The sequence below is a fragment of the Siccibacter colletis genome (genome assembly GCF_025914095.1).
GTDB classification, from domain to species: Bacteria; Pseudomonadota; Gammaproteobacteria; order Enterobacterales; family Enterobacteriaceae; genus Siccibacter; species Siccibacter colletis.
In genome coordinates, this window is sequence record NZ_CP074352.1 from 838,325 (window position 1) to 863,132 (window position 24,808).

21 protein-coding genes, 2 tRNA genes and 2 pseudogenes are annotated in these 24,808 nt (G+C 54.1%); 15 read left to right on the forward strand and 10 right to left on the reverse strand.

Annotated elements, in window-relative coordinates; translation table 11 throughout:
• Positions 1-5: 5 nt before the first annotated feature.
• The gene (gene gloB / locus KFZ77_RS04065) at positions 6-761 is read right to left on the reverse strand and encodes a hydroxyacylglutathione hydrolase (RefSeq protein ID WP_264385505.1); all 756 of its coding nucleotides are present in this window, start codon (positions 759-761) and stop codon (positions 6-8) included.
• 32 nt (positions 762-793) lie between these two features.
• On the opposite strand from gloB, the gene KFZ77_RS04070 reads away from it, so the two are divergent.
• A complete protein-coding gene (locus tag KFZ77_RS04070) occupies positions 794-1,510 on the forward strand; it encodes a class I SAM-dependent methyltransferase (protein WP_031524112.1) in 717 nt (238 codons plus the stop codon).
• On the opposite strand, the gene rnhA is transcribed toward KFZ77_RS04070, so the two are convergent.
• Complete coding sequence (gene rnhA, locus KFZ77_RS04075) at positions 1,507-1,977, reverse strand: ribonuclease HI (protein WP_319640962.1); 471 nt, start codon at positions 1,975-1,977, stop codon at positions 1,507-1,509. The two genes, KFZ77_RS04070 and rnhA, sit on opposite strands and share 4 nt — an antisense overlap.
• Before the next feature lie 52 nt (positions 1,978-2,029).
• Here rnhA and dnaQ point away from each other — a divergent pair, with 52 nt between their 5' ends.
• Positions 2,030-2,761, forward strand: a complete 732-nt coding sequence (dnaQ, locus tag KFZ77_RS04080) for a DNA polymerase III subunit epsilon (protein ID WP_264385507.1) — start codon at positions 2,030-2,032, stop codon at positions 2,759-2,761.
• Positions 2,762-2,894: 133 nt separating this feature from the next.
• Positions 2,895-2,971: transfer RNA gene (locus KFZ77_RS04085), tRNA-Asp, on the forward strand.
• A gap of 88 nt (positions 2,972-3,059) precedes the next feature.
• On the opposite strand, the gene KFZ77_RS04090 is transcribed toward KFZ77_RS04085, so the two are convergent.
• The gene (locus tag KFZ77_RS04090; RefSeq protein WP_031524117.1) at positions 3,060-3,830 is read right to left on the reverse strand and encodes an amidohydrolase; all 771 of its coding nucleotides are present in this window, start codon (positions 3,828-3,830) and stop codon (positions 3,060-3,062) included.
• 110 nt (positions 3,831-3,940) lie between these two features.
• Positions 3,941-6,385, reverse strand: a complete 2,445-nt coding sequence (gene fadE, locus KFZ77_RS04095) for an acyl-CoA dehydrogenase FadE (protein WP_035891687.1) — start codon at positions 6,383-6,385, stop codon at positions 3,941-3,943.
• Positions 6,386-6,613: 228 nt separating this feature from the next.
• On the opposite strand from fadE, the gene lpcA reads away from it, so the two are divergent.
• Positions 6,614-7,195: a D-sedoheptulose 7-phosphate isomerase gene (gene lpcA / locus KFZ77_RS04100; RefSeq protein ID WP_031524120.1), complete on the forward strand. Its 582-nt coding sequence runs from the start codon at positions 6,614-6,616 to the stop codon at positions 7,193-7,195.
• 78 nt (positions 7,196-7,273) lie between these two features.
• A complete protein-coding gene (locus tag KFZ77_RS04105) occupies positions 7,274-8,041 on the forward strand; it encodes a class II glutamine amidotransferase (RefSeq protein ID WP_031524122.1) in 768 nt (255 codons plus the stop codon).
• On the opposite strand, the gene dpaA is transcribed toward KFZ77_RS04105, so the two are convergent.
• Positions 8,012-8,755, reverse strand: coding sequence for a peptidoglycan meso-diaminopimelic acid protein amidase (gene dpaA, locus KFZ77_RS04110; RefSeq protein ID WP_031524124.1), 744 nt, complete (start codon positions 8,753-8,755; stop codon positions 8,012-8,014). The genes KFZ77_RS04105 and dpaA overlap by 30 nt on opposite strands.
• A 381-nt stretch (positions 8,756-9,136) precedes the next feature.
• Between dpaA and dinB the strand changes: the two genes are divergently transcribed.
• Positions 9,137-10,195, forward strand: a complete 1,059-nt coding sequence (gene dinB, locus KFZ77_RS04115; protein WP_264385508.1) for a DNA polymerase IV — start codon at positions 9,137-9,139, stop codon at positions 10,193-10,195.
• Between the two features lie 93 nt (positions 10,196-10,288).
• Here the strand turns inward: dinB and pepD are convergent, their stop codons facing one another.
• Positions 10,289-11,746, reverse strand: a complete 1,458-nt coding sequence (gene pepD, locus KFZ77_RS04120) for a cytosol nonspecific dipeptidase (protein WP_264385509.1) — start codon at positions 11,744-11,746, stop codon at positions 10,289-10,291.
• Positions 11,747-12,004: 258 nt separating this feature from the next.
• On the opposite strand from pepD, the gene gpt reads away from it, so the two are divergent.
• The 3 genes from gpt to crl all read left to right on the forward strand — a co-directional run bounded on the left by gpt (position 12,005) and on the right by crl (position 14,277).
• On the forward strand, positions 12,005-12,463 hold the full coding sequence (gene gpt / locus KFZ77_RS04125; RefSeq protein ID WP_031524129.1) for a xanthine phosphoribosyltransferase: 459 nt from the start codon (positions 12,005-12,007) through the stop codon (positions 12,461-12,463).
• A gap of 107 nt (positions 12,464-12,570) precedes the next feature.
• Complete coding sequence (gene frsA, locus KFZ77_RS04130; protein WP_031524130.1) at positions 12,571-13,818, forward strand: esterase FrsA; 1,248 nt, start codon at positions 12,571-12,573, stop codon at positions 13,816-13,818.
• 57 nt (positions 13,819-13,875) lie between these two features.
• Positions 13,876-14,277, forward strand: coding sequence for a sigma factor-binding protein Crl (gene crl, locus KFZ77_RS04135; protein ID WP_031524131.1), 402 nt, complete (start codon positions 13,876-13,878; stop codon positions 14,275-14,277).
• A gap of 88 nt (positions 14,278-14,365) precedes the next feature.
• Here the strand turns inward: crl and phoE are convergent, their stop codons facing one another.
• Positions 14,366-15,427, reverse strand: a complete 1,062-nt coding sequence (gene phoE / locus KFZ77_RS04140; RefSeq protein WP_031524132.1) for a phosphoporin PhoE — start codon at positions 15,425-15,427, stop codon at positions 14,366-14,368.
• A gap of 290 nt (positions 15,428-15,717) precedes the next feature.
• Here phoE and proB point away from each other — a divergent pair, with 290 nt between their 5' ends.
• The 4 genes and pseudogenes from proB to KFZ77_RS04160 all read left to right on the forward strand — a co-directional run.
• Complete coding sequence (proB, locus tag KFZ77_RS04145; protein WP_031524133.1) at positions 15,718-16,821, forward strand: glutamate 5-kinase; 1,104 nt, start codon at positions 15,718-15,720, stop codon at positions 16,819-16,821.
• A 10-nt stretch (positions 16,822-16,831) separates the two neighbouring features.
• Positions 16,832-18,085 (forward strand): glutamate-5-semialdehyde dehydrogenase, encoded by a 1,254-nt coding sequence (gene proA, locus KFZ77_RS04150; protein ID WP_264385510.1) that lies wholly within the window; start codon positions 16,832-16,834, stop codon positions 18,083-18,085.
• Between the two features lie 113 nt (positions 18,086-18,198).
• A tRNA-Thr gene (locus KFZ77_RS04155) sits at positions 18,199-18,274 on the forward strand.
• A gap of 140 nt (positions 18,275-18,414) precedes the next feature.
• Positions 18,415-19,244: pseudogene (locus KFZ77_RS04160) on the forward strand (tyrosine-type recombinase/integrase); the annotation flags it as partial.
• A gap of 40 nt (positions 19,245-19,284) precedes the next feature.
• Here the strand turns inward: KFZ77_RS04160 and KFZ77_RS04165 are convergent.
• From KFZ77_RS04165 to KFZ77_RS04175, 3 genes are all read right to left on the reverse strand, one after another.
• Positions 19,285-20,256 (reverse strand): fimbrial protein, encoded by a 972-nt coding sequence (locus KFZ77_RS04165; protein ID WP_264385511.1) that lies wholly within the window; start codon positions 20,254-20,256, stop codon positions 19,285-19,287.
• A gap of 389 nt (positions 20,257-20,645) precedes the next feature.
• Entirely contained in the window at positions 20,646-21,041 is a 396-nt protein-coding gene (locus KFZ77_RS04170) for a hypothetical protein (RefSeq protein ID WP_264385512.1), read from the reverse strand.
• 110 nt (positions 21,042-21,151) lie between these two features.
• Positions 21,152-22,123: a fimbrial protein gene (locus KFZ77_RS04175; protein WP_264385513.1), complete on the reverse strand. Its 972-nt coding sequence runs from the start codon at positions 22,121-22,123 to the stop codon at positions 21,152-21,154.
• A 1,187-nt stretch (positions 22,124-23,310) separates the two neighbouring features.
• Between KFZ77_RS04175 and KFZ77_RS04180 the strand changes: the two are divergent.
• Together KFZ77_RS04180 and KFZ77_RS04185 are read left to right on the forward strand one after the other, a co-directional pair.
• Positions 23,311-23,582: pseudogene (locus tag KFZ77_RS04180) on the forward strand (hypothetical protein); the annotation flags it as partial.
• A 46-nt stretch (positions 23,583-23,628) separates the two neighbouring features.
• Entirely contained in the window at positions 23,629-24,771 is a 1,143-nt protein-coding gene (locus KFZ77_RS04185; RefSeq protein WP_264385514.1) for a PglL family O-oligosaccharyltransferase, read from the forward strand.
• Positions 24,772-24,808 lie beyond the last annotated feature (37 nt).

Below are 24,808 nucleotides of genomic sequence, written 5' to 3' on the forward strand. Positions count from 1 at the left end.
TGAATTCAGAAGTTATCTTTCTTTGCCCGTAACCAGCCGAAAACATGCTCAGGTTGTTGCAAAGATGTTTCTGCGTTAATTTTGCTAATTAATACATCATCTTGCGTTCTGAGGAAGAGATTAATTTTGCGCTCGGTTTTCAATAAAGTAGGCAGCGTAATTTGATTTTTTGCCCGTAACTCCTTCACTTCTCGGTAATATTGGGAAATTGCTTCATCCTCAGGAAGAATATGCGCCGCAAACTTAAGATTACTTAATGTATATTCGTGCGCGCAGCAGACTAACGTCTCCTCCGGTAACGCATTTAATTTCTCGAATGACTGGTACATCTGCTCTGGCGTACCTTCAAACAGTCTGCCACAGCCACCGGAAAACATCGTATCGCCACAGAAAAGATAAGGCACGCTAAAAAAACAGATATGTCCTAAAGTGTGGCCCGGGGTGGCGATAACGCGAAAGTTGTGACCTAAAACTGAAACGTTATCTCCTTCCGCAACGATTATCTTCGCCCCTTTCTCCCGGGTCTCTTCCGGCCCATACACCGCCAGGCCTGGGTAACGAGCCAGCAGCTCCGGCACGCCGCCGGTGTGATCGTTATGATGGTGCGTCAGCAGAATCGCTTCCGGCTGCCAGCCGTTTTGCGCAATAGCAGCCAGTACCGGTGCCGCTTCGCCGGGATCGACGATCAGGCAGCGGCCAGCGTCGTCGTTCAGTACCCAGATGTAGTTGTCCTGTAAAGCGGGAATGCTGGTAAGATTCATAAAACACCTCTCAAGCGTTAGGGAAGGTAGTAATGAAAACGGCAAGGATACCTCAAAAACTGACGTCTCCATCCCGCTGGGATGAGCTGCCGGCTGGCGAGCACTATCGCCTGGCGCTGGAAAACCAGCTTCAGCCCTGGCTGGCGAAAATGTATGGTTTTCATCTGCTTAAAATCGGTAATATGAGCGCGGAAATCAATACCGAGGCCTGCGCCATTTCGCACCAGGTGAATGTGTCCCTCGGCGGCGATCCGCATCAGGTGATTGCCGATCCGCTCCAGTTGCCTTTCGCCGCGAAGTCGGTGGATGCCTGCCTGCTGGCCCATACGCTGCCGTGGTGCCACGACCCGCACGCGCTGTTGCGTGAAGCTGACCGGGTGTTGATTGATGACGGCTGGATCGTACTCAGCGGTTTTAACCCGCTAAGCCTGGTCGGGATGACGAAGCTGGTGCCGTTCAAACGTAAGCGACCACCCTATAATAGCCGCATGTTTACCATGATGCGCCAGCTGGACTGGCTGGCGCTGCTGAACTTTGAAGTGTTATATCATGGGCGTTTCCAGGTGTTGCCCTGGACCCGGCAGGGCGGGCGTCTGTTGAGTACGCATCTGCCCGCGCTGGGGTGTATGCAGCTTATTGTGGCGCGCAAGCGCACCATTCCGCTGACGCTTAACCCGATGAAAGCCCGCAAAGCCAAAGCCTCGCTGCGCCAGACGGTGGGTGCGACGCGGCAGTATCGAAAACCTTAACTCTCCTGCGGGAGGTAGCCTGTGTCTTCCTGCGTGGGATTTTCCGCCGCGCTGCGAGCCAGGACATCGCAGCGTTCGTTCTCCGGGTGACCGGCATGGCCTTTTACCCATTCCCACTGAATTTTATGCTGGCTTAGGGCGGCATCGAGACGCTGCCAGAGATCGACATTTTTTACCGGCTTTTTGTCGGCCGTTTTCCAGCCGCGTTTTTTCCAGTTGTGGATCCACTGGGTGATCCCCTGGCGCACGTACTGGCTGTCGGTGCTCAGCACCACGTCGCAGTGCTCGCGTAGCCCCTCCAGCGCCACGATGGCCGCCATCAGCTCCATGCGGTTGTTGGTGGTCAGCCGGTAACCGGCGCTGAACTCTTTCTCATGTTTTTTGTAGCGAAGAATTGCACCGTAGCCGCCCGGTCCTGGGTTGCCGAGGCAGGAGCCATCGGTGAAAATTTCTACCTGTTTGCGCATCTCTGGTAGACTTCCTGTGATTAAAACGCCAAGTCTGACATAAACGAAGCCCATGAGCACAGCAATTACACGACAGATCGTCCTTGATACCGAAACCACCGGTATGAACCAGATCGGTGTCCACTATGAAGGGCACCGGATTATTGAAATTGGCGCGGTAGAGGTGATCAACCGCCGCCTGACCGGGAATAACTTCCACGTCTACCTGAAGCCCGACCGGCTGGTGGACCCGGAAGCCTTCAACGTGCATGGTATTGCTGACGAATTCCTGATGCACCAGCCGCTGTTCGGCGACGTGGTGGATGATTTTATCGACTACATCCGCGGGGCCGAGCTGGTCATCCATAACGCGTCGTTCGATATCGGCTTTATGGATTACGAGTTCAGCAAGCTCAACCGCGGCATCCCGAAAACCGAGACCTTCTGTAAGGTCACGGACAGCCTGGCGATGGCGCGCAAAATGTTCCCCGGCAAGCGCAACAGCCTGGATGCGCTCTGCTCGCGCTACGAAATAGACAACACCAAGCGTACGCTGCACGGGGCGTTACTCGACTCCCAAATTCTGGCCGATGTCTATCTGGCGATGACCGGCGGGCAGACGATCATGTCGTTTGCTATGGAAGGGGAGTCACAGCAGCAGCAGGGTGAAGCCGGGATCCAGCGCGTGGTGCGTCAGGCCTCCCGCCTGCGCGTGATCGCCGCCAGCGACGATGAGCTGATGGCGCACGAATCGCGTCTCGATCTGGTGGAAAAGAAGGGCGGTAGCTGCCTCTGGCGCGCATAAAAAAATCGCCGGTCGCGCGGAAAATAACCGGGCGGGTGATTTTTAGAGCAAACGATTAAATTCGTGAGAAAAAGCGTTGACGCGGATCGGGGCAAACCGTAATATTCGCCTCGTTCCAGCAATGGAACAATGCGGAGCGGTAGTTCAGTTGGTTAGAATACCTGCCTGTCACGCAGGGGGTCGCGGGTTCGAGCCCCGTCCGTTCCGCCACTATTCAGAAGGCCTGAATCAGCAATGATTCAGGCCTTCGTCGTTTCTGCGTGCTGCTCGCCTCTTTCTGCAACGAGGCGAGGGGAGACTAGCGCAGCGTAAACGGGTCGGCGTCCTGCCAGGCCGGGAATTTCTCACGATACGCGTTCAGCGCCTCCAGCGACAGTTCGGCATCAATACGCATCGCTTCATGCGGCGTGGCTGTCGCCAGCATCTCACCCTGCGGGCTGATAATGGCGCTGTCGCCGCTGTAGCCATGCCCGTTGCCGTCGGTGCCGACGCGGTTGCAGCCCGCCACGTAAGCCTGATTCTCAATAGCCCGCGCCAGTAACAGCGCCTGCCAGTGCAGCGCACGCGGAGCCGGCCAGTTTGCTACGTAGAGCGCCAGATCGTAATCGTTCTGATTGCGTGACCACACCGGGAAGCGCAGGTCGTAGCACACCAGCGGCAGTATGCGGAACCCGCGCCATTCGATAATGACGCGCGCCTCTCCGGCCTGATAATGATGATGTTCATCGGCCATGCGGAACAGATGGCGCTTATCATAGTGATGCAGCGTGCCGTCCGGCTGCACCAGCAGGAAACGGTTCACCGGGCCGCGCTCGGTCTGCAGCGCCGCGCTGCCGGCAATCATCGCATTGGTGTGGCGCGCTTTCTCCTGCATCCAGGCCACCACCTCCTGCTGCGGCATCGACTGCTGCGCCGCCTCCATTGCAAAACCAGTAGTAAACATTTCCGGTAGCAGGATCAGATCCCGCCCGTGCAGGTCTGCCAGCAGGGTATCAAAGTGGCGAAGGTTGGCCGGACCGTCCATCCAGACCAGCGGTTGTTGCAGCACAGAGAGTGATAAGCCTGACACGTGAGTAGCTCCGTAGTGAACCGTGATTCCCCACTATATGAGAAAAGCGCCGGAAGGTGCCAATAAAAAACCCCGCACCAGGCGGGGTTTGAGGCTAGTCGGGTGAGGAATTACGCGGCTTCGATAGCGCGAACCTCAGCCTGCGGCTTTACCGGCTGGGTCGCCAGCGCATCAAAGTCAAACTCGTCGACGTTAATGCTGCGCAGACGGCTCTCCTCGGCTTTGATCAACACGTTGGCCTCCTCCTGGGTAATGAACCCTTTCGCCATCGCGTCGTTCGCCAGCGCATCCAGGCGGGTGAACGGCAGATTTTTACCCAGCTCTTTGCAGATACGCACGTGGATGGGTTCGGCGGCCATCACATCTGCCAGCGCGGCTTCCAGCAGCCCCATCGCATTATGTTCGCTCGGCGTCAGATACTGACCGCGACCAATGCGTGAGCGGGTAGCGCACGGCGTCTGAATGATTTTCGCCAGCTGGTGGTCGAGCTTATCCGACGGCGCGGTAAAGCGACGGCCGAGCGGGAAGATCACCAGACGCATCAGCCCTGCCACACCTCCATTCGGGAAGTTACGCAGCAGGTCGTCCAGCGCCTGCTCGGCCTGATGCAGCGCATCCTGCACGCCCCAGTGCACCAGCGGCAGATCCGCTTCGTGACGGCCTTCGTCCTCGTAACGCTTCAGCGCGGCCGACGCCAGATAGAGCTGGCTCAGCACATCACCGAGGCGCGCCGAGATGCGCTCGCGGCGTTTCAGGCTGCCGCCGAGCACCGCCATCGAAATGTCCGACATCAGTGCAAGGTTGGCGCTGACGCGGTTGATGTGCTGGTAGTAGCGGCGCGTCGCATCCCGGGTCGGGGAGCGGCTGGTCAGGCCGTTGGTCAACCCGAGCCAGAAGCTGCGCATCATGTTGCTGCCTACGTGGCCGATATGGCTGAACAGCAACTGGTCGAAGGCATTGAGATCGTTGCTTTGCGCCGCGGCCATCTCTTCCAGCACATAGGGATGGCAGCGAATAGCGCCCTGACCGAAGATCATCATGGTGCGGGTCAGGATATTCGCCCCTTCCACGGTAATGGCGATCGGTGCGCCCTGATAGGCCCGCGCGAGGAAGTTGGACTCGCCGAGCATGATGCCTTTCCCGCCGGCGATATCCATTGCATCAATAATTGACTGCTGGCCGCGGTGGGTACAGTGATACTTCACGATAGCCGACAGCACAGCCGGTTTTTCGCCGAGCATAATGCCGTAGGTGATCAGCGAGGCCGCCGCGTCCATCACGTAAGCGTTGCCCGCAATGCGTGCCAGCGGCTCTTCGATACCCTCCATCTTACCGATGGAAACTTTAAACTGGCGGCGGATATGGGCATAGGCCCCGGTTGCCAGCGCAATGGATTTCAGGCTGCCGGTAGAGTTGGACGGCAGGGTGATACCGCGGCCAACAGAGAGGCATTCCACCAGCATACGCCAGCCCTGGCCGGCCATTTTCGGGCCGCCGATGATGTAATCAATCGGGACGAAGATGTCATTGCCGCGGGTTGGACCGTTCTGGAACGGCACGTTAAGCGGGAAGTGGCGTTTACCGATCTCCACGCCCGGGGTGTTGGTCGGGATCAGCGCGCAGGTAATGCCCGGCTCGGCATCATCGCCTAACAGATGGTCAGGATCGGAGAGCTTGAACGCCAGCCCCAGCACGGTGGCGATAGGCGCCAGGGTGATGTAGCGTTTGTTCCAGGTCAGACGCATGCCCAGCACCTGCTGACCCTGCCACTCGCCCATGCACACCACACCGGTATCAGGAATAGCGCCCGCATCGGAGCCGGCTTCCGGGCTGGTGAGTGCGAAGCAGGGGATCTCCTGGCCACGCGCCAGACGCGGCAGGTAATGATCCTTTTGCTCCTGGGTGCCATAGTGTTGCAGCAGTTCACCCGGCCCTAACGAGTTCGGTACGCCGACGGTAATCGCCAGAATGCCCGATACCCCGGCCAGCTTCTGCAGCACGCGCGCCTGGGCGTAAGCGGAAAACTCCAGCCCGCCGTACTCTTTCTTGATAATCATCGCAAAGAAGCGGTGCTCTTTCAGATACGCCCACAGCTCCGGCGGCAGGTCCGCCATCTCATGGGTGATCTGGAAATCATTCGCCATGCGGCAGGCTTCTTCTACCGGGCCATCGATAAAGGCCTGCTCTTCCGCGGTCAGCGTTGGCTGCGGGTAATTGTGCAGTTTCTGCCAGTCAGGGTTGCCGCGGAACAGATCGCCTTCCCACCAGGTGGTCCCGGCGTCAATGGCCTCTTTCTCGGTACGCGACATCGGCGGCATCACTTTACGGAAGCTGCGGAATGCCGGGGCAGAGAACAGTGATTTGCGCAGCGGGGCGACGTTGAACGGCACCAGCAGGATCGCCACCGGGATCAATACCCACAGCGACCAGAGTCCGGCGAAGCCCAGCGCCGCGGTCCACGTCAGCAGAATGGCGCTGCTGAGCAGCAGGCCGACGCGATGGTAAAAGAGCACACCGATCAGCGCGATGGTGGCAACGATACTCAACATCATCATAACGAAAAGCTCCCTTGCTTGTAGGAGGTCTGACCACTTGTGATGATATGGTTGTAGTGGATGTTATGTTCTTTAGCAATGTGTTCACAAAATAATTACAACCTGGTTCACATTGTTGCCGCACGGAAAGGCAAAACTGCGGTGCGGCGGCAGGCGTAGCGCTTCTCGCTCAGGACGCTATCCGGTACACTTGCCCGGACTCTATTTTTAATGCTGAAGGATATCCTCATGTACCAGGATCTTATTCGTAACGAGCTGAATGAAGCCGCAGAAACGCTGGCTAACTTCCTGAAAGATGAAGCCAACATCCACGCCATCCAGCGTGCGGCCGTACTGCTGGCAGACAGCTTCAAAGCGGGCGGGAAAGTGCTCTCCTGCGGGAACGGCGGTTCACACTGCGATGCGATGCATTTCGCGGAAGAGCTGACCGGGCGCTACCGCGAAAACCGTCCGGGCTATCCGGCGATTGCTATCTCGGACGTCAGCCATATCTCCTGTGTCAGCAACGACTTTGGGTATGACTACGTGTTCTCGCGCTATGTGGAAGCAGTGGGCCGTGAAGGCGACGTGCTGCTGGGTATCTCCACCTCCGGCAACTCCGGCAACGTGATCAAAGCCATTGAAGCCGCGCGTGCCAAAGGCATGAAGGTCATCACCCTGACCGGGAAAGACGGTGGCAAAATGGCGGGCAGCGCCGACATCGAAATTCGTGTGCCACACTTTGGTTATGCAGACCGTATTCAGGAGATTCACATCAAAGTGATCCACATCCTGATCCAGCTGATTGAAAAAGAGATGGTCAAAGCCTGATAAGGCTCATCTGTTGGTCATGCTGACGCCGGGCGGTGTATTGATGCTGCCCTGTGCGGATGCCTTATGAGGTGAACTATGTGCGAATTGCTCGGGATGAGCGCCAACGTGCCAACCGATATCTGCTTTAGCTTTACCGGCCTCGTTCAGCGTGGCGGCGGCACCGGGCCGCACAAAGATGGCTGGGGCATCACCTTCTATGAAGGCAAAGGCTGCCGCACCTTCAAAGATCCGCAGCCGAGTTTCAATTCCCCCATCGCCAGGCTGGTGCAGGAGTACCCGATCAAATCCTGCTCGGTGATCGCCCACATTCGCCAGGCGAATCGCGGCATGGTGGCGCTGGAAAATACCCATCCCTTTACCCGCGAGCTGTGGGGCCGTAACTGGACCTACGCCCACAACGGGCAGCTCAGCGGCTACCGCAGCCTGCAAACCGGTCAGTTCCGCCCGGTGGGCGAGACCGACAGCGAAAAAGCATTCTGCTGGCTGCTGCATCAGCTGACCCAGCGCTATCCGCGTACCCCGGCAAAAATGGACAGCGTGTTTCGCTTTATCGCCACGCTTGCCGCGCAGCTGCGCGAAAAAGGCGTGTTCAATATGCTGCTGTCCGACGGGCGCTACGTGATGGCGTTCTGTTCAACGAATCTGTTCTGGATCACCCGCCGCGCGCCGTTTGGCAAAGCCACGCTGCTGGATCAGGATGTGGAGATTGATTTTGTGCAGGAGACCACACCGAACGATGTGGTCACTGTGATTGCCACGCAGCCCCTGACGGGCAACGAAACCTGGCAAAAGATTATGCCAGGCGAGTGGGCGTTATTCTGTCTTGGGGAGCGCGTAGTTTGACACCAGCTGCGGGTGCACCGGCGTGCTGGCAAGCGGTTTACTGACCACGTAGCGGCCTTCCGGCGACACCGATACTACCGGCGGCTGGCGGGTCTGCACGAAGTAGTCGTAGCCCGGCTTCAGCTGTTTCCAGAAGTCGCTGTAGTAGGAGTACTTGTGCCGCGCCATATTGGCATCGGTCATGCGGAACGGATAGATGCTCACCTGAACCTGCGGCTGACCGAAGATCAGCGCGGCGGTGACATACTGGAAAATCTCATCAATCCCGGAATCGGTCATGGCGTAGCAGCCTACTGACACACAGGCCCCGTGGATCATCAGGTAGTTACCCTGGTAGCCGTGGGCGCGATCATAGGCGTTCGGGAAGCCGATATTAATCGCTTTATAGAAACGGCTGTCCGGCTTGAGCTGGTTGCGCTGGACGCTGTAAAACCCTTCCGGGCTTTTAAAATCGCCCTGGCGCTGTTTCGGGCCAAGCCCACCGGAATAATTGCAGATGCGGAAACTGTCCAGCAGTTGATACTGCTCGCCCATCTTCACGTAAAGCTCAAGGGTGCGCTCTTCTTTAAAGATCTGAACATAAACCGGCGAGCCCATAAGCTGCTGTTTATATTCTTTACTAAGCGATGAAGCTGAACTGTTGCTTCCGGTCAGCGCGGCAAATGACACGCACGGGATGAGAAGCATCGCAATGAATAATGCGATTTTACGCATACTGCTTATTTCCTTGATAAAGCTGAAACCACTGCCGGGACGGCAAGAGAGACCCAGAATCAGACAATTCTGTAATGGAGCGCTCACATTAGCAGCAATGAAGATTTTCGCAACAGCCGGAACAGATGTTTTCATTGCCGGGCATAGTTATACCCTGGGCAAATGACATTTTCAGCGCCGGGCTGGCGTTTTTAGTCATAAAAAAAGCAACAAAGAATGAATGAGTTAGTTCTTAACGCGCGCTATTTCCGGGGAATAAAAGACGCGGCGGTCATATTCTATTTCTGGACGATTTTGGCCAGCCAGAAGCGGGCATAATCCGGCGCTTCTTATTTAAACGCGTTTGCCTGTATACTTATCCAGTAAAGGTGAGGGTAGGGTATGCGTAAAATCATTCACGTTGATATGGACTGCTTTTTCGCGGCGGTAGAGATGCGCGATAATCCAGCCCTGCGCGATATTCCATTGGCTATCGGCGGTAGCCGCGAGCGGCGCGGGGTGATCAGCACCGCCAACTACCCGGCGCGTAAATTCGGCGTGCGCAGCGCCATGCCCACCGCCACCGCGCTAAAGCTCTGCCCGCACCTGACGCTGCTGCCGGGCCGTTTCGATGCCTATAAAGAAGCCTCGGCGCAAATCCGCGATATCTTTTCCCGCTATACCTCCCTGATTGAACCGCTCTCGCTTGATGAAGCCTATCTCGACGTCACCGACAGCGTGCACTGCCACGGCTCGGCAACGCTTATGGCCCAGCAGATCCGCGCCACTATTTATAACGAAACCGGACTGACCGCCTCGGCGGGCATCGCGCCGGTGAAGTTTCTTGCCAAAATCGCCTCGGATCTCAACAAGCCCAACGGCCAGTACGTGATTACCCCCGATGCCGTGCCCGACTTTTTAAAAACGCTGCCGCTGAGCAAAATCCCCGGCGTCGGTAAAGTCTCCGCCGGTAAGCTTGAGACGATGGGGCTGCGTACCTGTGAGGACGTGCAGAACAGCGACCTGGCACAGTTGCTCAAGCGCTTTGGTAAGTTTGGCCGGGTATTGTGGGAGCGCAGTCAGGGCATCGACGAACGCGAAATTAGCAGCGAGCGGCAGCGTAAATCGGTGGGTGTCGAACGTACCCTGGCGGAAGATATTCATGAATGGGCGCAGTGTGAAGCGATTATCGAGCAGCAGCTTTACCCCGAGCTGGAGCGTCGTCTGCGCAACGTTAAGCCCGACCTGCTGATTGCCCGTCAGGGGGTGAAGCTCAAGTTCAATGATTTCCAGCAAACCACCCAGGAGCACGTCTGGCCAAAGCTGAATAAGGACGATCTCATCGCGACAGCGCGTAAGACCTGGGACGAACGGCGCGGCGGGCGCGGGGTGCGGCTGGTGGGGTTACACGTTACGCTGCTCGACCCGCAAATCGAACGTCAGCTGCTGCTGGGGCTTTAAAATGTGCTTACCAGGCAGGTAAGCGCCCGCACACCCGGAAGTAAAAATAAAAAAGGGCGGGGATCTCCCCGCCCTTCGTCGTAGCCAACGCGCTTATTTCGCCGGAATAGCTTTCAGCAGCGCGGTCAGCAGGGTCCAGTAGTGGCCCACGCTTTCAATGTGCACCTGCTCGTCCGGGGAGTGGGGACCGGTGATGGTCGGCCCGATGGAAACCATGTCCATCTCCGGGTACGGCTTTTTGAACAGCCCGCATTCCAGACCCGCGTGGATCACCTGAATGTTCGGCGTTTTGTCGAACAGACGCTGGTAAGTTTCGCGCACCAGCGCCATCACCGGTGAACTGGCGTCCGGCTGCCAGCCAGGGTAGCTGCCTTTGGCATCGGTCTGTGCACCGGCCAGCGCGCCGAGGGACTCCAGCATGCTCACCACGTACTCTTTACCGCTGTCGATCAGCGAGCGGATCAGGCAGATAATCTGCGCATTCTGCTCGTCCATGGTCACCACACCGACGTTCAGGGAGGTTTCCACCACGCCTTTCGCTACGTCTGAGTTGCGGATCACGCCGTTCGGCGTCGCGTTCAGCAGCTGAACAAACGCATCGCGTGACGCGGCGGTCAGTGCAGCGCGATCGCTCTGCGCCGCTTCCAGCACCACGGTCAGGTTTTTCTCTTTTTCCGCCAGTTCGTTTTTCAGGATCGCCAGATAGTCCTCTGCCAGGGTTTTCAGGCTCTGGGCTTTATCAGCAGCCACGGCCACGGTAGCAAAGGCTTCACGCGGAATGGCATTGCGCAGGGTGCCGCCGTTGAAATCCACCAGGCGCAGATCCAGCTCCGCGGCGTGGCCTGCCAGGAAGCGCGCCAGCAGCTTGTTGGCGTTACCCAGACCGAGGTGAATATCACCGCCGGAGTGGCCGCCTTTCAGTCCTTTCAGGGTCAGTTTGAAAGTCTGGAAACCGGCCGGAACCGCTTCGCGCTGCAGCGCCAGGGTAGAGATGAAATCAATCCCGCCCGCGCAGCCCATGTAGATCTCACCCTCTTCTTCAGAGTCGGTGTTGATCAGGATGTCTGCCTGCAGCCAGCCAGCCTGCAGACCAAACGCACCGTCCATGCCAGCTTCTTCGGTCATGGTCAGCAGCACTTCCAGCGGACCGTGCTCGACGCTGTCGTCAGCCAGCACCGCGAGCGCGGACGCCATACCAATGCCGTTATCCGCACCCAGCGTGGTGCCGCGCGCTTTCACCCACTCGCCGTCAATCCACGGCTGAATCGGGTCTTTAGTGAAGTCGTGCACGGTGTCGTTGTTTTTCTGCGGCACCATATCAAGGTGCGCCTGCAGCACGACCGCTTTGCGGTTTTCCATGCCTGCGGTCGCAGGTTTGCGGATCAGGATGTTGCCAACCTGGTCGCGCTCGGCGTGCAGCCCTTTTTCCTGCACCCAGCCCATGATGTGGTTTGCGAGTTCTTCTTCATGGTAAGACGGGTGCGGAATGGAGCAGATTTTGGCAAAAATATCCCACAGCGGCTGCGGCGAGAGCTGAGACAGTTCAGACACGTTAAGTCTCCTTGAGGTAGACCGGGCAAATTAGCGACGGGTCACAGGTTTAGCAGATAAACACGGGCGTTATTCGGCCCAGGATGGTGAAGTCGAGAATACCATTTTTCGCTGCGAGGGATAGTCCCGCAGGCGTAAAATCCATAGCCGCCGCCGCTCAACACTGGTTTTTAGCGCGTCAGATCTCTATAATCTCGCGCAACCAATTCCCCCTTGAACACTTTTTACGCCGTTTTTTAACAGGCCGGGACACTTCACATGAGCGAAAAATACGTCGTCACCTGGGATATGTTGCAGATCCATGCACGCAAACTGGCAAGCCGCCTGATGCCCTCCGAGCAGTGGAAAGGCATTATCGCCGTCAGCCGCGGTGGACTGGTGCCGGGCGCGCTGCTGGCGCGTGAACTGGGTATTCGCCATGTCGATACCGTATGCATCTCCAGCTACGACCACGATAACCAGCGCGAGCTGACCGTGCTTAAGCGTGCGGAAGGCGACGGTGAAGGCTTTATCGTAATTGACGATCTGGTCGATACCGGCGGCACCGCGGTCGCTATCCGCGAAATGTACCCGAAAGCGCACTTCGTCACTATTTTCGCCAAGCCGGCTGGCCGCCCGCTGGTGGACGACTACGTGATCGACATTCCGCAGGACACCTGGATTGAGCAGCCGTGGGACATGGGCGTGGTCTTCGTGCCGCCGCTGTCAGGCCGCTAATCGTATAAAGTTGTAAATAACGCCCGGCTTTGTCCGGGCGTTTGTTTTATTTAGCGCGGGTGAAGTTACAATAACGATTCGTGAGCTTGTAATGGAGTGAAAGCACGATGACCCAGGCTAACCTCAGCGAGACCCTGTTTAAACCGCGTTTCAAACACCCTGAAACCTCCACCCTCGTCCGCCGCGTTCAGCACCATCAGGGGCTGGCCGTACAGTCGGCGCTCGACGGCAAAAACGTGCCGCACTGGTATCGCATGATCAACCGCCTGATGTGGGTATGGCGCGGCGTCGATCCGCGTGAAATCCTCGAAGTGCAGGCGCGCATCGCCGCCAGCCAGACGGATCGCACCGACGATGAGCTGTTTGATACCGTCATCGGCTACCGCAGCGGCAACTGGATTTACGAGTGGTCGAAACAGGCGATGCTCTGGCAGCAGCGCGCCAGCAGTGCTCAGGACGAGCTGCAAAAAGGGCGTGACTGGCTGATGGCCGCCAACCTTTACAGCATTGCCGCCTATCCGCATCTCAAAGGCGATGACCTGGCCGAACAGGCTCAGGTGCTGGCCAACAAAGCTTATGAGGAAGCCGCCCCGCGCCTGGCGGGTGAGCTGCGCGAGCTGGAGTTCCCGGTTCCCGGCGGCAGCCCCATCACCGGCTTCCTGCATCTGCCGAAGGGCAGCGATGGCCCGCATCCCACGGTGCTGGTGTGCGGCGGCCTGGACGCGCTGCAGAGCGACTACCATACCCTGTTTGAGCGCTACCTCGCGCCGGCGGGCATCGCCATGCTCACCATCGACATGCCCTCGGTGGGTTTCTCTTCAAAATGGAAGCTGACCCAGGACTCCAGCCAGCTGCACCAGCACGTGCTGCAGGCCTTGCCGAACATTCCCTGGGTGGATCACACCCGCGTCGCGGCGTTCGGTTTTCGCTTCGGGGCCAACGTCGCGGTACGGCTGGCTTACCTCGAATCCCCGCGCCTGAAAGCCGTCGCCTGCCTTGGGCCGGTCGTGCATCATCTGCTGAGCGATACTGCCCGGCAGGATAAGGTGCCGGAGATGTATATGGACGTGCTCGCCAGTCGTCTTGGGATGTATGACGCTTCGGATAATGCGCTGCGCGTCGAACTCAACCGCTATTCGCTGAAAACCCAGGGGCTGCTGGGTCGCCGCTGCCCGACGCCGATGCTTTCCGGCTACTGGAAAAACGATCCCTTCAGCCCGCCGGAGGAGTCGCGTTTAATCACCTCGTCATCTGCCGACGGCAAACTGCTGGAGATACCGTTTAATCCGGTGTACCGCAATTTTGACCGCGCGCTACAGGAAATTACCGACTGGATCGGCCATAGATTGCGTTAATGGATTGCTAAATTTCATTGGTCTGGTAAAACAGTGGCTTCATAAAAGGAGATCGCAATGACGTTACCGAGTGGACACCCAAAAAGCAGATTGATTAAGAAGTTCACTGCGCTTGGCCCGTATATTCGGGAAGAGCAGTGTGAAGATAACCGATTCTTTTTCGATTGCCTGGCGGTTTGCGTAAACGTAAAGCCAGCGCCGGAGAAGCGTGAGTTCTGGGGCTGGTGGATGGAGCTGGAAGCGCAGGAGAAGCGTTTTACCTATACCTATCATTTTGGTCTGTTCGACAAAGAGGGTATCTGGCAGCCCACCGCGATCAAGGATAAAGAGGTTAACGACAAGCTGGAGCAGACGCTGCGCGGTTTCCACGAACGGCTGCGTGCCCTGCTGGCGACCCTTGAGCTGGACCTGGAGCCTGCCGATGATTTTGCCGAGAAGCCGGTAAAACTCTCCGCCTGACAGGCTATCCCCCGGCGTGTTTAGCGCGCCGCGTGGCGTTCAGAGATAAAAAAGCCCTGCATTGCAGGGCTTTTTTGTTGGGTACCGATTAGAACTGATAGGTCACGCCCACAGCCACGACGTCGTCGTCGTTGATGCCCAGCTGGTTGTCGCTGTCGATCTGGTTGATTTTGTAATCCACCATCGCAGACATGTTTTTGTTGAAGTAGTAAGTCACGCCAACATCGATGTAGTTAACCAGATCTTCGTTGCCCACGCCGCCTTCGATATCTTTGCCTTTAGACAGCACGTAACCCAGGGACGGGCGCAGACCGAAGTCGAACTGGTACTGAATAACAGCTTCGAAGTTCTCTGCTTTATTAGCAAAGCCCAGAGAAGATGAAATTGGGGTCATATTGTTCGATACGCCGTACATGGCGGCCATGTACAGGTCATTCGCATCGTATTTCACGCCGGTTACCCAGGCTTCAGCGTTGTCGCCGCGGCCCAGTGCCATCGTGTTTTGCTCTTCAGTACGATCGGATTTCGCGTAAGCACCGCTGATGGCGAAATCGCTGCCGCCAAAGTCATAAGAGAGTGAAGCACCGAAGCCGTCACCGTTCTGTTTCACGGTTGAACGATCGTCGTTCTTGCCCTGGTATTGCAGGGTCATATCCAGGCCGTCAACCGCGCCGAAGAAATCAGTATTGCGGTAAGTCGCCAGGCCAGTAGAGCGCTTGGTCATAAAGTTATCGGTACGGGTCAGAGAGTCACCGCCGAATTCCGGGAACATATCGGTCCATGCAGCCGTGTCATAAAGCACGCCGAGGTTACGACCGTAGTCGATAGAACCGAACTGCGCCCATTTCAGACCGGCAAAGGCCAGACGGGTTTTCTGCGTGGAATCGCTTTCTGCCTGGTTACCAGAGAACTCTGCTTCCCAGCGACCGAAACCGGTCAGTTCGCTGTTAATCTGGGTTTCGCCTTTGAAACCGAAACGGACGTAGGTGTTATCGCCATCGGAGCCGTCATTGTCGCTGAAATAATGCTGAGCTTTCACTTTGCCGTAAACGTCCAGCTTATTGCCGTTTTTATTATAAACTTCTGCTGCGTGAACCGAAGCGGAAGCGACGACGCTCATTACCACTAATGCCAGAGTGCTCTTTTTCATTTTCAATCCCAGTTGATAGATCGCGCTTAATATTCTCAGGACGTTTGGTCCCGTGAAAAAACATGGAGGGTTTTATCGTTCCGGGATGAAGGTTTTATTACACGATAAGAAAAATTTTAAATAATCGTGTTTATTTGATTCTGTCATTTAAATGTCAACATACACCGCTACGCTTGCTGATCCTGCACAACCTCATTTGCCCTTTTTACAGCGCCTGTTGGCAAGGGCCGCGACTCCTGTTACAACGTTCACTGGTATAACTTTTTCTTTTCGTTGAACGGCAAAAAATCATGAGTGACAGCCAGACGCTGGTCGTAAAACTGGGTACCAGCGTGTTAACCGGGGGTTCCCGCAAACTTAACCGCGCCCATATCGTGGAGCTGGTGCGTCAGTGCGCGCAGCTGCACGCCGCCGGGCACCGCATCGTTATCGTCACCTCCGGGGCGATTGCCGCCGGGCGTGAGCACCTGGGCTACCCGGAACTGCCGGCAACCATCGCCTCCAAGCAGCTGCTGGCCGCAGTAGGGCAGAGCCGCCTGATCCAGCTCTGGGAGCAGCTGTTCTCCATCTATGGCATTCACGTCGGGCAGATGCTGTTGACCCGCGCCGATATGGAAGATCGCGAGCGCTTCCTTAACGCCCGCGATACGCTGCGCGCGCTGCTCGATAACCATATCGTACCGGTCATCAACGAAAACGACGCCGTGGCAACCGCCGAGATTAAAGTCGGCGACAACGATAACCTGTCGGCGCTGGCCGCAATTCTTGCCGGAGCCGACAAACTGCTGCTGCTCACCGACCAGCAGGGGCTGTTCACCGCCGACCCGCGCACCAATCCCCAGGCGGAACTGATCGCCGACGTGCGCGGCATCGACGACGCGCTGCGCGCCATCGCCGGCGACAGCGTGTCCGGATTAGGCACCGGCGGCATGGGCACCAAACTGCAGGCCGCCGACGTCGCCTGCCGCGCCGGGATCGACACCATCATCGCTGCCGGCAGCAAGCCCGGCGTTATCGGCGACGTGATGAACGGCGTGCCGGTCGGCACCCGCTTCCACGCCCAGCAAACGCCGCTGGAGAATCGCAAACGCTGGATCTTTGGCGCACCGCCCGCAGGTGAAATTACCGTTGACGAAGGGGCCAGCGCAGCGATTCTGGAGAAAGGCAGCTCGCTGCTGCCAAAAGGCATCAAAGAGGTCAGCGGTAACTTCTCGCGTGGCGAAGTGATCCGTATTCGCCGCCTCGACGGGCGCGACATCGCCCACGGCGTCAGCCGCTATAACAGCGACGCCCTGCGCCGTATCGCCGGCCAACACTCGCAGGATATCGGCACCGTGCTGGGCTATGAGTATGGCCCGGTCGCCGTTCACCGCGACGACATGATTACCCGCTAAGGAGCCGGCCATGCTTGAACAAATGGGCAATGCGGCAAAAGCCGCCTCGTATCAGCTCGCGCTGCTCTCCAGCCGCGAGAAAAATCGCGTGCTGGAGAAAATCGCTGATTATCTGGAAGCGCAGTCGCAAAGCATTCTGAGCGCTAACCAGCAGGACGTCAGCGAAGCGCGCGATAACGGTCTGAGCGACGCCTTGCTCGACCGACTGCTGCTCACCCCGGCGCGTCTGAGCGCCATCGCCGCCGACGTGCGTCAGGTCTGCAATCTCGCCGACCCGGTAGGGCAGGTGATCGACGGTGGGCTGCTCGACAGCGGCCTGCGCATCGAACGCCGCCGCGTACCGCTCGGGGTTATCGGCGTGATTTATGAAGCGCGCCCGAACGTCACCGTTGACGTCGCCTCTTTGTGCCTGAAAACCGGCAACGCCGCCATTCTGCGCGGTGGGAAAGAGACCTGGCGCACTAACGCCGCCACGGTGAAGGTCATCCAGCAGGCGCTGGTGGAGTGCGGCCTGCCCGCCGCCGCCGTGCAGGCGATTGAAAGCCCGGACCGCGCACTGGTGAATGAGATGCTGCGCATGGATAAATACATCGACATGCTGATCCCGCGCGGCGGGGCAGGGCTGCACAAGCTGTGCCGCGAGCAGTCCACCATTCCGGTGATCACCGGCGGGATCGGCGTCTGCCATATTTTCGTTGATGACAGCGCCGAGTTCGCGCCGGCTATCGATATCATCGTCAACGCGAAAACCCAGCGCCCCAGCACCTGCAACACGGTGGAGACGCTGCTGGTGCATCAGGCGGTGGCGGAACGCTTCCTGCCAGCGCTGAGCAACAGGATGGCGGAGCGCGGCGTAACGCTGCATGCCGATGCTCAGGCGCTGACGCTGTTACAGGCAGGCCCGGCGAAGGTAGTGGCGGTGAAACCGGAGGAGTATGACGACGAGTTTTTATCGCTGGATCTGAACGTGAAGATCGTCGCCGATCTCGATGGGGCAATCGATCACATTCGCGCCCACGGCACCCAGCATTCGGACGCCATCCTGACCCGCACGCTGCGCAATGCAAACCGCTTTATCAATGAAGTGGATTCTTCAGCGGTGTATGTCAACGCGTCCACCCGCTTTACCGACGGCGCCCAGTTTGGTCTTGGCGCGGAAGTTGCGGTGAGCACCCAGAAGCTGCACGCCCGTGGCCCGATGGGCCTCGAAGCGTTAACGACCTACAAGTGGATCGGTTTTGGCGACGATACAATTCGTGCGTAACTGACCTGTGGGTGATGCAAAAATGGCCGCTTAAACCGAAAGGGCATTGACGCATCACCCACTTTTTCCTACCCTTTTACACCGTTGTTCACGCTCGTGAACCCCGCTACAACGCCGATATAGCTCAGTTGGTAGAGCAGCGCATTCGTAATGCGAAGGTCGTAGGTTCGACTCCTATTATCGGCACCATCTAAGTTTTACCAGGTTTGCATAAATCAAATTAAAGCCCATATATTCCGGTTTCTGTCCCGTATCTTGTATTCTGTTATCAAATGGACTCAACCGGAATCAAGTTATAAGTGGGAGCATTCTGTGTTCGCTCCAGGAAGATGCTCTCAACTAAGCTTAACGCGCGCCAGGTAGATGCTGCTCAACCCAAAGAGGAAGTCTGTAAGTTGGTAGACGGAGCTGGTTTGTATCTTGAGGTTGCTCCTTCTGGTTCCAGATAGTGGTGGATGAAATATCGCTTCAATGGAAAAGAGAAGCGTATGGCTTTTGGAGTCTATCCAGCAGTGTCCCTTGCACAAGCGAGGGCACTGCGCGATGAAGCCAAGAAAAAACTGGCCGAGGGCATCGATCTGTCTTTCGCCAGGAAAGAAGAAAAGCTGGTTCGGGATGTGCGGCTCAATAATACATTTCAGGCTGTGGCGCTTGAATGGCACGGAACGAAGGTGAGCCGATGGTCAGAGGGTTATGTCTCCGACATTATCGAAGCCTTCAATAAAGATATTTTCCCCTATATCGGCCAACAGCCGGTGAATGAAATCAAACCGCTGGTTCTGCTTAATGTGCTGCGTCGAATGGAAAGCCGTGGCGCGACAGAGAAGGCCAGGAAGGTTCGTCAGCGCTGCAGTGAAGTCTTTCGTTACGCCATCGTTACCGGCCGTGCGGAATACAATCCTGCTGCAGATCTCACCAGCGCGATGTCAGGGCATGAATCAAAACATTATCCCTTCCTTACTGTCGAGGAGTTACCCACCTTCTTTAAAGCTCACTCAATTTATTCAGTAAGCCCGCTGGTTGTTCTTGCCGCGCGTCTACTGAGCCTTACTGATGTTCGCACCGGCGAGCTTCGGGGGCCTTCTGGAGTGAGTTTGATCTTGAAAAAGCAGTATGGGAAATTACTGCCGAGCGAATGAAGATGAAGCGACCTCATCTTGGCTCCTGTCTATCTGTATAATTAAAGGCCAGCATTCTGGTTATTGATATATAATATCTAATGTGGCTGTAGTATTCGCGTTTCCCGCTGTAATTTTACTACTGGTTTGATAGTACCTTGCAGAGAAAGGAAATGTCGCCAGATTATTACCTTCTATTTTTTTTAAAGAAACTGAAGTGCCAATGTCCAGTGGTGTACCGTTATTGAGAATCTGAACTCCTATGCCAGATGCTTGTTTGCCCGTATCAGATAAAGCAATAACGCTATTGTCAGAAGTTTCACTGCTATGTGTACCGTTAAGGATCACACTTACATTAGCATCACGATTACAGGTTAATCCTATGTCAAAATCTGCTGCTGGTGAGACTGAACCTACCCCATTAAATGAGTCGGCAGGAATATCTCCTATAGGCACATTGATATTTGATGCTGATAGATTACATGATAAAGCTAATACACTTCCTGAAGTTAATGAAACAATATATCCATTAAGCATAGTTTCCTGACCATAATCAAAACGTCCATATTCCCCTGTAGAAAGCGTACCACTTTTTGCACTGCCTGTTACAAAAAGCATCATAGAGACACTTAGAGCATCGTAAAATCCGCCTCCTGTGTTTACCCATGTATCAGGAAAGTGATACGAGTTGTCAGAGCATCCACTTGAAGAAGCTGCCCCTCCATGATCACCTTGCAGTGCATACCCGATACCAGGAACATTTGTAGAATAAATAGTACAAGATTGATATTTTAAGCCCGTATCTGCTCCCACTAAATATGTGTTTTTTAATGTGTAGTCCGGTACGCATCCCCAATCAGGACTAACAGCTTGAGAGGCCTTTTTTTCAGCAATTAATGTTCCTGGAGTAGCACCCTGTGGTACTACTACATTGTCAAAAGCAAGATTAAATTTAACGTTGGGGCTTGTTTCATTAGGATCGCAACGTGCATAAGCGCAATGGCCTAATGATAAGGATGCGATTAAAAAAATAAATTTAAGTAAACTTTTCATAATGCAGATACCTATTGTTAAGATTTACAATGTCAAGGGGAATTCATAACTGACTGGTTTGGTTTTAGAACTGCCTGCTATCATTTACCAAGGTATTAATAGTCAACAAGCTGAATTTGCTGACTTTTTTGTATTGAGTAGACATTGATTAGGGCTAAACTCTGCTATTGTTCAGAATTAATATTCACTGCAGTAATGATTATATTGTTTTACCCTGGATTTTAAATTTATAAAAGACGTAGTTAGTCTAAATTTAGACAACTCTTGGTCCCGAAGCTGGATTTTATGAGATGAGCCCTTTTTAATAAGGGAAGGGGGGGGTGGAGTTAGCGACCGCTGATTAGATTTCAGCATCCGTAGTGATTCCAACGCTGTTCCTAAGGTTTTATTTATTCGTATAGATCGTCTTTGGAAGGCAAATATTGCGGGCAGTAAAAGCCGGCCAGCGACAGGGCGCATTCGACCATTGCCGCGGCGGCCAGCAGGTAAAGCAGGGTAATGGTTTCCTTTTCTCCTGAGGGTTGTTGCAGGAAGGTAAAATAATTAATAACTCCTCCCCAGATGCCAGCTAGTCTCGGCAGGGCAACAGGCAATGCCACTGGCGGTGACCAGAAAGCTGGAAACGTAAAGAGTATGACGCTGCCAGCATTAGCAAAAAAGTAGAAGTGATGCGAATGCTCTTCATCCCTGGAGAAAGCTAAACTATCAACCCCAGCAGGGAGATAATATTCCAACTTAGCAGGTTTATCGGCAAGTTCATGTCGTAATCGCCACTGTTTTCCCATGGAAGATGCATTAGTACCAGTCAGTAATGGCTGATTATAGTAAAAAGGTATAGACGCAAATTAAAATGCTTGCAATTACGCATATGTATTATTAACAGCCACCATTCTCGTTATTGATATACAATATCTAATGTAGCTGTAGTATTCGCATTTCCCGCTGTAATTTTACTACTGGTTTGATAGTACCTTGCAGAGAAAGGAAATGTCGCCAGATTATTGCCTTCTACTTTTTTTAAAGAAACTGAAGATCCAATGTCCAGTGGTGTACCGTTATTGAGAATCTGAACTCCTATACCAGATGCTTGTTTGCCCGTATCAGATAAAGCAATAACGCTATTGTCAGAAGTTTCACTGCTATGTGTACCGTTAAGGATCACACTTACATTAGCATCACGATTACAGGTTAATCCTATGTCAAAATCTGCTGCTGGTGAGACTGAACCTACCCCATTAAATGAGTCGGCAGGAATATCTCCTATAGGCACATTGATATTTGATGCTGATAGACTACATGATAAAGCTAATATATTTCCTGAAGTTAATGAAACAGTATATCCATGAAGCATAGTTTCCTGTCCATAATCAAAACGTCCATATTCTCCTGTAGAAAGCGTACCACTTTTTGCACTGCCTGTTACAAAAAGCATCATAGAGACACTTAGAGCACCGTAATATCCACCATTTGGGTTGATCCATGTATCAGGGTATATATATACATTCTGATAGCAAACCTCGTAAGACGCGTTCCCTCTATAATCACCCACCAATGCATATCCGATACCAGGAACATTTGTAGAATAGATATGACAATATTGATATTTCAAGCCCGTATCCGATCCCATTAAATATGTATTTTTTAATGTGTAGTCCGGTGCGCATCCCCAAGCAGGGGTAACAGCTTGATATCCCTTTTTTTCAGCAATTAATGTTCCTGGAGTAGCATCCTGTGGTACTACTACATTGTCAAAATTAAGATTAAATTTAACATTGGGGCTTGTTTCATTAGGATCGCAACGTGCGTAAGCGCAATGGCCTAATGATAAGGATGCGATTAAAAAAATAAATTTAAGTAAACTTTTCATAATGCAAATACCGATTGTTAAGATTTACAAGGTCAAGGGTAGTTCATACCTGACTGGTTTGGTTTTAGATCTTTTTGCTATCATTCACCAGGATGTTAATAGTCAATAAAATGAATTTACTGACTTTTTTGTGCTGAGTAGACATTGATTAGGGCTAAACTCTGCTATTGTTCAGAATTAATATTCACCGCAGTAATGATTCTATTATTTTATCCCTTATTTTAATTTTATAAAAGACGTGGTCAGTCTAATTCAGACAACTCTTGGTCCCGAAACTGGATTTTATGAGAGGAGCCCTTTTTAATAAGGGTAGGGGGTATTGGAGTTAGAGACTGCTGATTAGATTTCAGCAATGCTGATGTGATAAATGTTCCCAGGTAACATATAAACGAAGGCATGGCATGTGACGGAATCAATTTGATACCGTTATACTTTAAGATGCATTTTATGTTGTTAACCGATGGTTAATTTTGTTGGTGTTTTTAAGATTAAATGGAAAAATAATTTTATCATTATACGCTTGAGTTTAGGAATAAATGGCCTGGAAGCAGATATCAGTTTGTAATTTATGCAATTGATTTGGAAATTTAGAAATCCATTGTGCGTAAAAACTAATTGTAAATATTCAGAATATGTCATTCAAAGGCCGATGGATTAAAGGTGCTTGAGAGGGGGGGCTGATTTTATTTTTTCTGAATGAGGAACAATGTATTCAATAAGTGTACCTCGATGCCAGTTGTCACGTAAATAACTGCGGTGTATCGTTATATTGTCATTGCTTCTTAATTTTTAATACTCTTTCAAGCTGCCGCGCCTAAAAGGTGTCTGACGAAGTGCTACATCCATAACTTGATTTTACGCATATAAAAGTTAGATTTCTGGATTTTAAAGTTTCGTCCTGAGCAAAGATAAGTTATTGATATTAAACTATTTTTAGTATTAATCTTGTCATGCTGCGCGTTCTTCAAACCTATTTTGGTAAGATTATCTTTGCGGATGATAATCAAAAGAAATTGAATTGCCCTGTATGTCTGGAGACATCGAAAACTATGTTTTTCAATGGCTATCTTCTTGTTGAACTATCCAGAGTGCAGCGCCATGATGCATCTAATCGACTAAGGAGACCCGAGCATGAGTACCGTCTTTCCCCGGCGTCATCGCAGCCGGAACTCTTTCCGCGGACTGTTATGGCTCATCATGGGGGCCTGCTTCCCGCGACTTCCAGATTGATCCCTATGCCCAACGGATCATTCCCCGTGCTATCAGCCTGTTGGATAAATATCTGCGCCAACCAGGCATATCTTTTTCCTCAGACAATATAGCCCGTGACTGGCTTCGGTTACAGCTGGCAGGGCAAAAACGGGAAGTGTTTATTGTGCTCTATCTCGATGATCAGTACCACTTACCAGAGAGAGGAACGCTGTTTGCCGATTTTGCTAACCATGTGCAGGAACACCCTGCCGGGATATACGCACCCCGCTGCTGGCGTCTTTCCTGCGACGGGCATGGCGTGCGCACTGTGGCTCTTTCTTCAAACGGTACGGCGCAGGAATAGCGCGTTATCTGCCCTGGCGCTGTTTGTGTTGCCTGCCATGCTCGCGCTACGGCAAAGTCGGGCAGGAAGCCTTGGCGCATTGTTGGCAGCGGCACTGATTTTACCCACAGCACGCAAGCGGCAGGCATCGATCGCGCTGGTAATCGTGGCTGCGGGGGCGGGTATGGGGCTACTCTGGCTTTACGCTGGCTCGTATCTCCTGCCAGGTTTCGTGCCACCGGTAATCGATAAAGCCAGCTCAACGCACTCCCGACTCTACATGCTGAAGCTCACCTGGCAGCTCATCATGCAGCACCCCGTTGTGGGTAACGGTTACGGTGGTTTTGAGGCGTTATTTGGTCAGCTAGCGCAAAGCATACCGCCGGGTCTGGAAGCTGCTACGGTGAAATATCCTCATAACGAGCTGCTCTTTGCCTGGGTTGAGGGCGGCATATGTGCTGTGGTGGGGATGCTGCTGATGATAGCTGGCGTTCTGACCCGGCTGTTGAGCCGGGAGGGGGCAGGGCTCTGCGGTATCGGGCTCCTGCTTCCTCTGGCAGTGCATATTAACCTTGAGTATCCACTTTATCAGTCGACCACCCATAGCCTGACGTTAATCGTACTGCTGGCAATCAGCGGTCCGGGAGTTAAACGGTTACCGATGTATAAACGTGTTGCTGTGCAAAGACGTAACCTGACAGGTACAGCATGGCGCTGGCTGACTGTGATTATCGCAGCGGGAAGCGTAATATTTATGATTACCGCCCTGCAAACCCAGCAGCAACTTACCCTTGTCGAACAGCAGGGGCTACAACCACTCGCCGATCATGAACGCCAGGTGCTGGCGTCGCTGGCGAATCCCTGGAGCCAGTCGAGCCGGCTTGATTTCGATCGCCACGTTGCTTTGCTGCTTCGGTTCAATCACACCCGCGATCTGGCGCAGCTGGCCGCATTTCGCCGCTGGGGGCTGCGGTATATCCAGACGCATAACGATCCCGCTGTCTATGCCAGCCTGCTGACCATTGCGCGGGCTCAGCAATTACCCGAGGCTGCCAGGCTTTGTCAGGAGGCGCACGGTCGTTGGTTGAGGGACCCTCGCTTTGTCTGCGGGTAACCCTCGGGTTTTGCTGTGACGCACCCTTGACCCACAG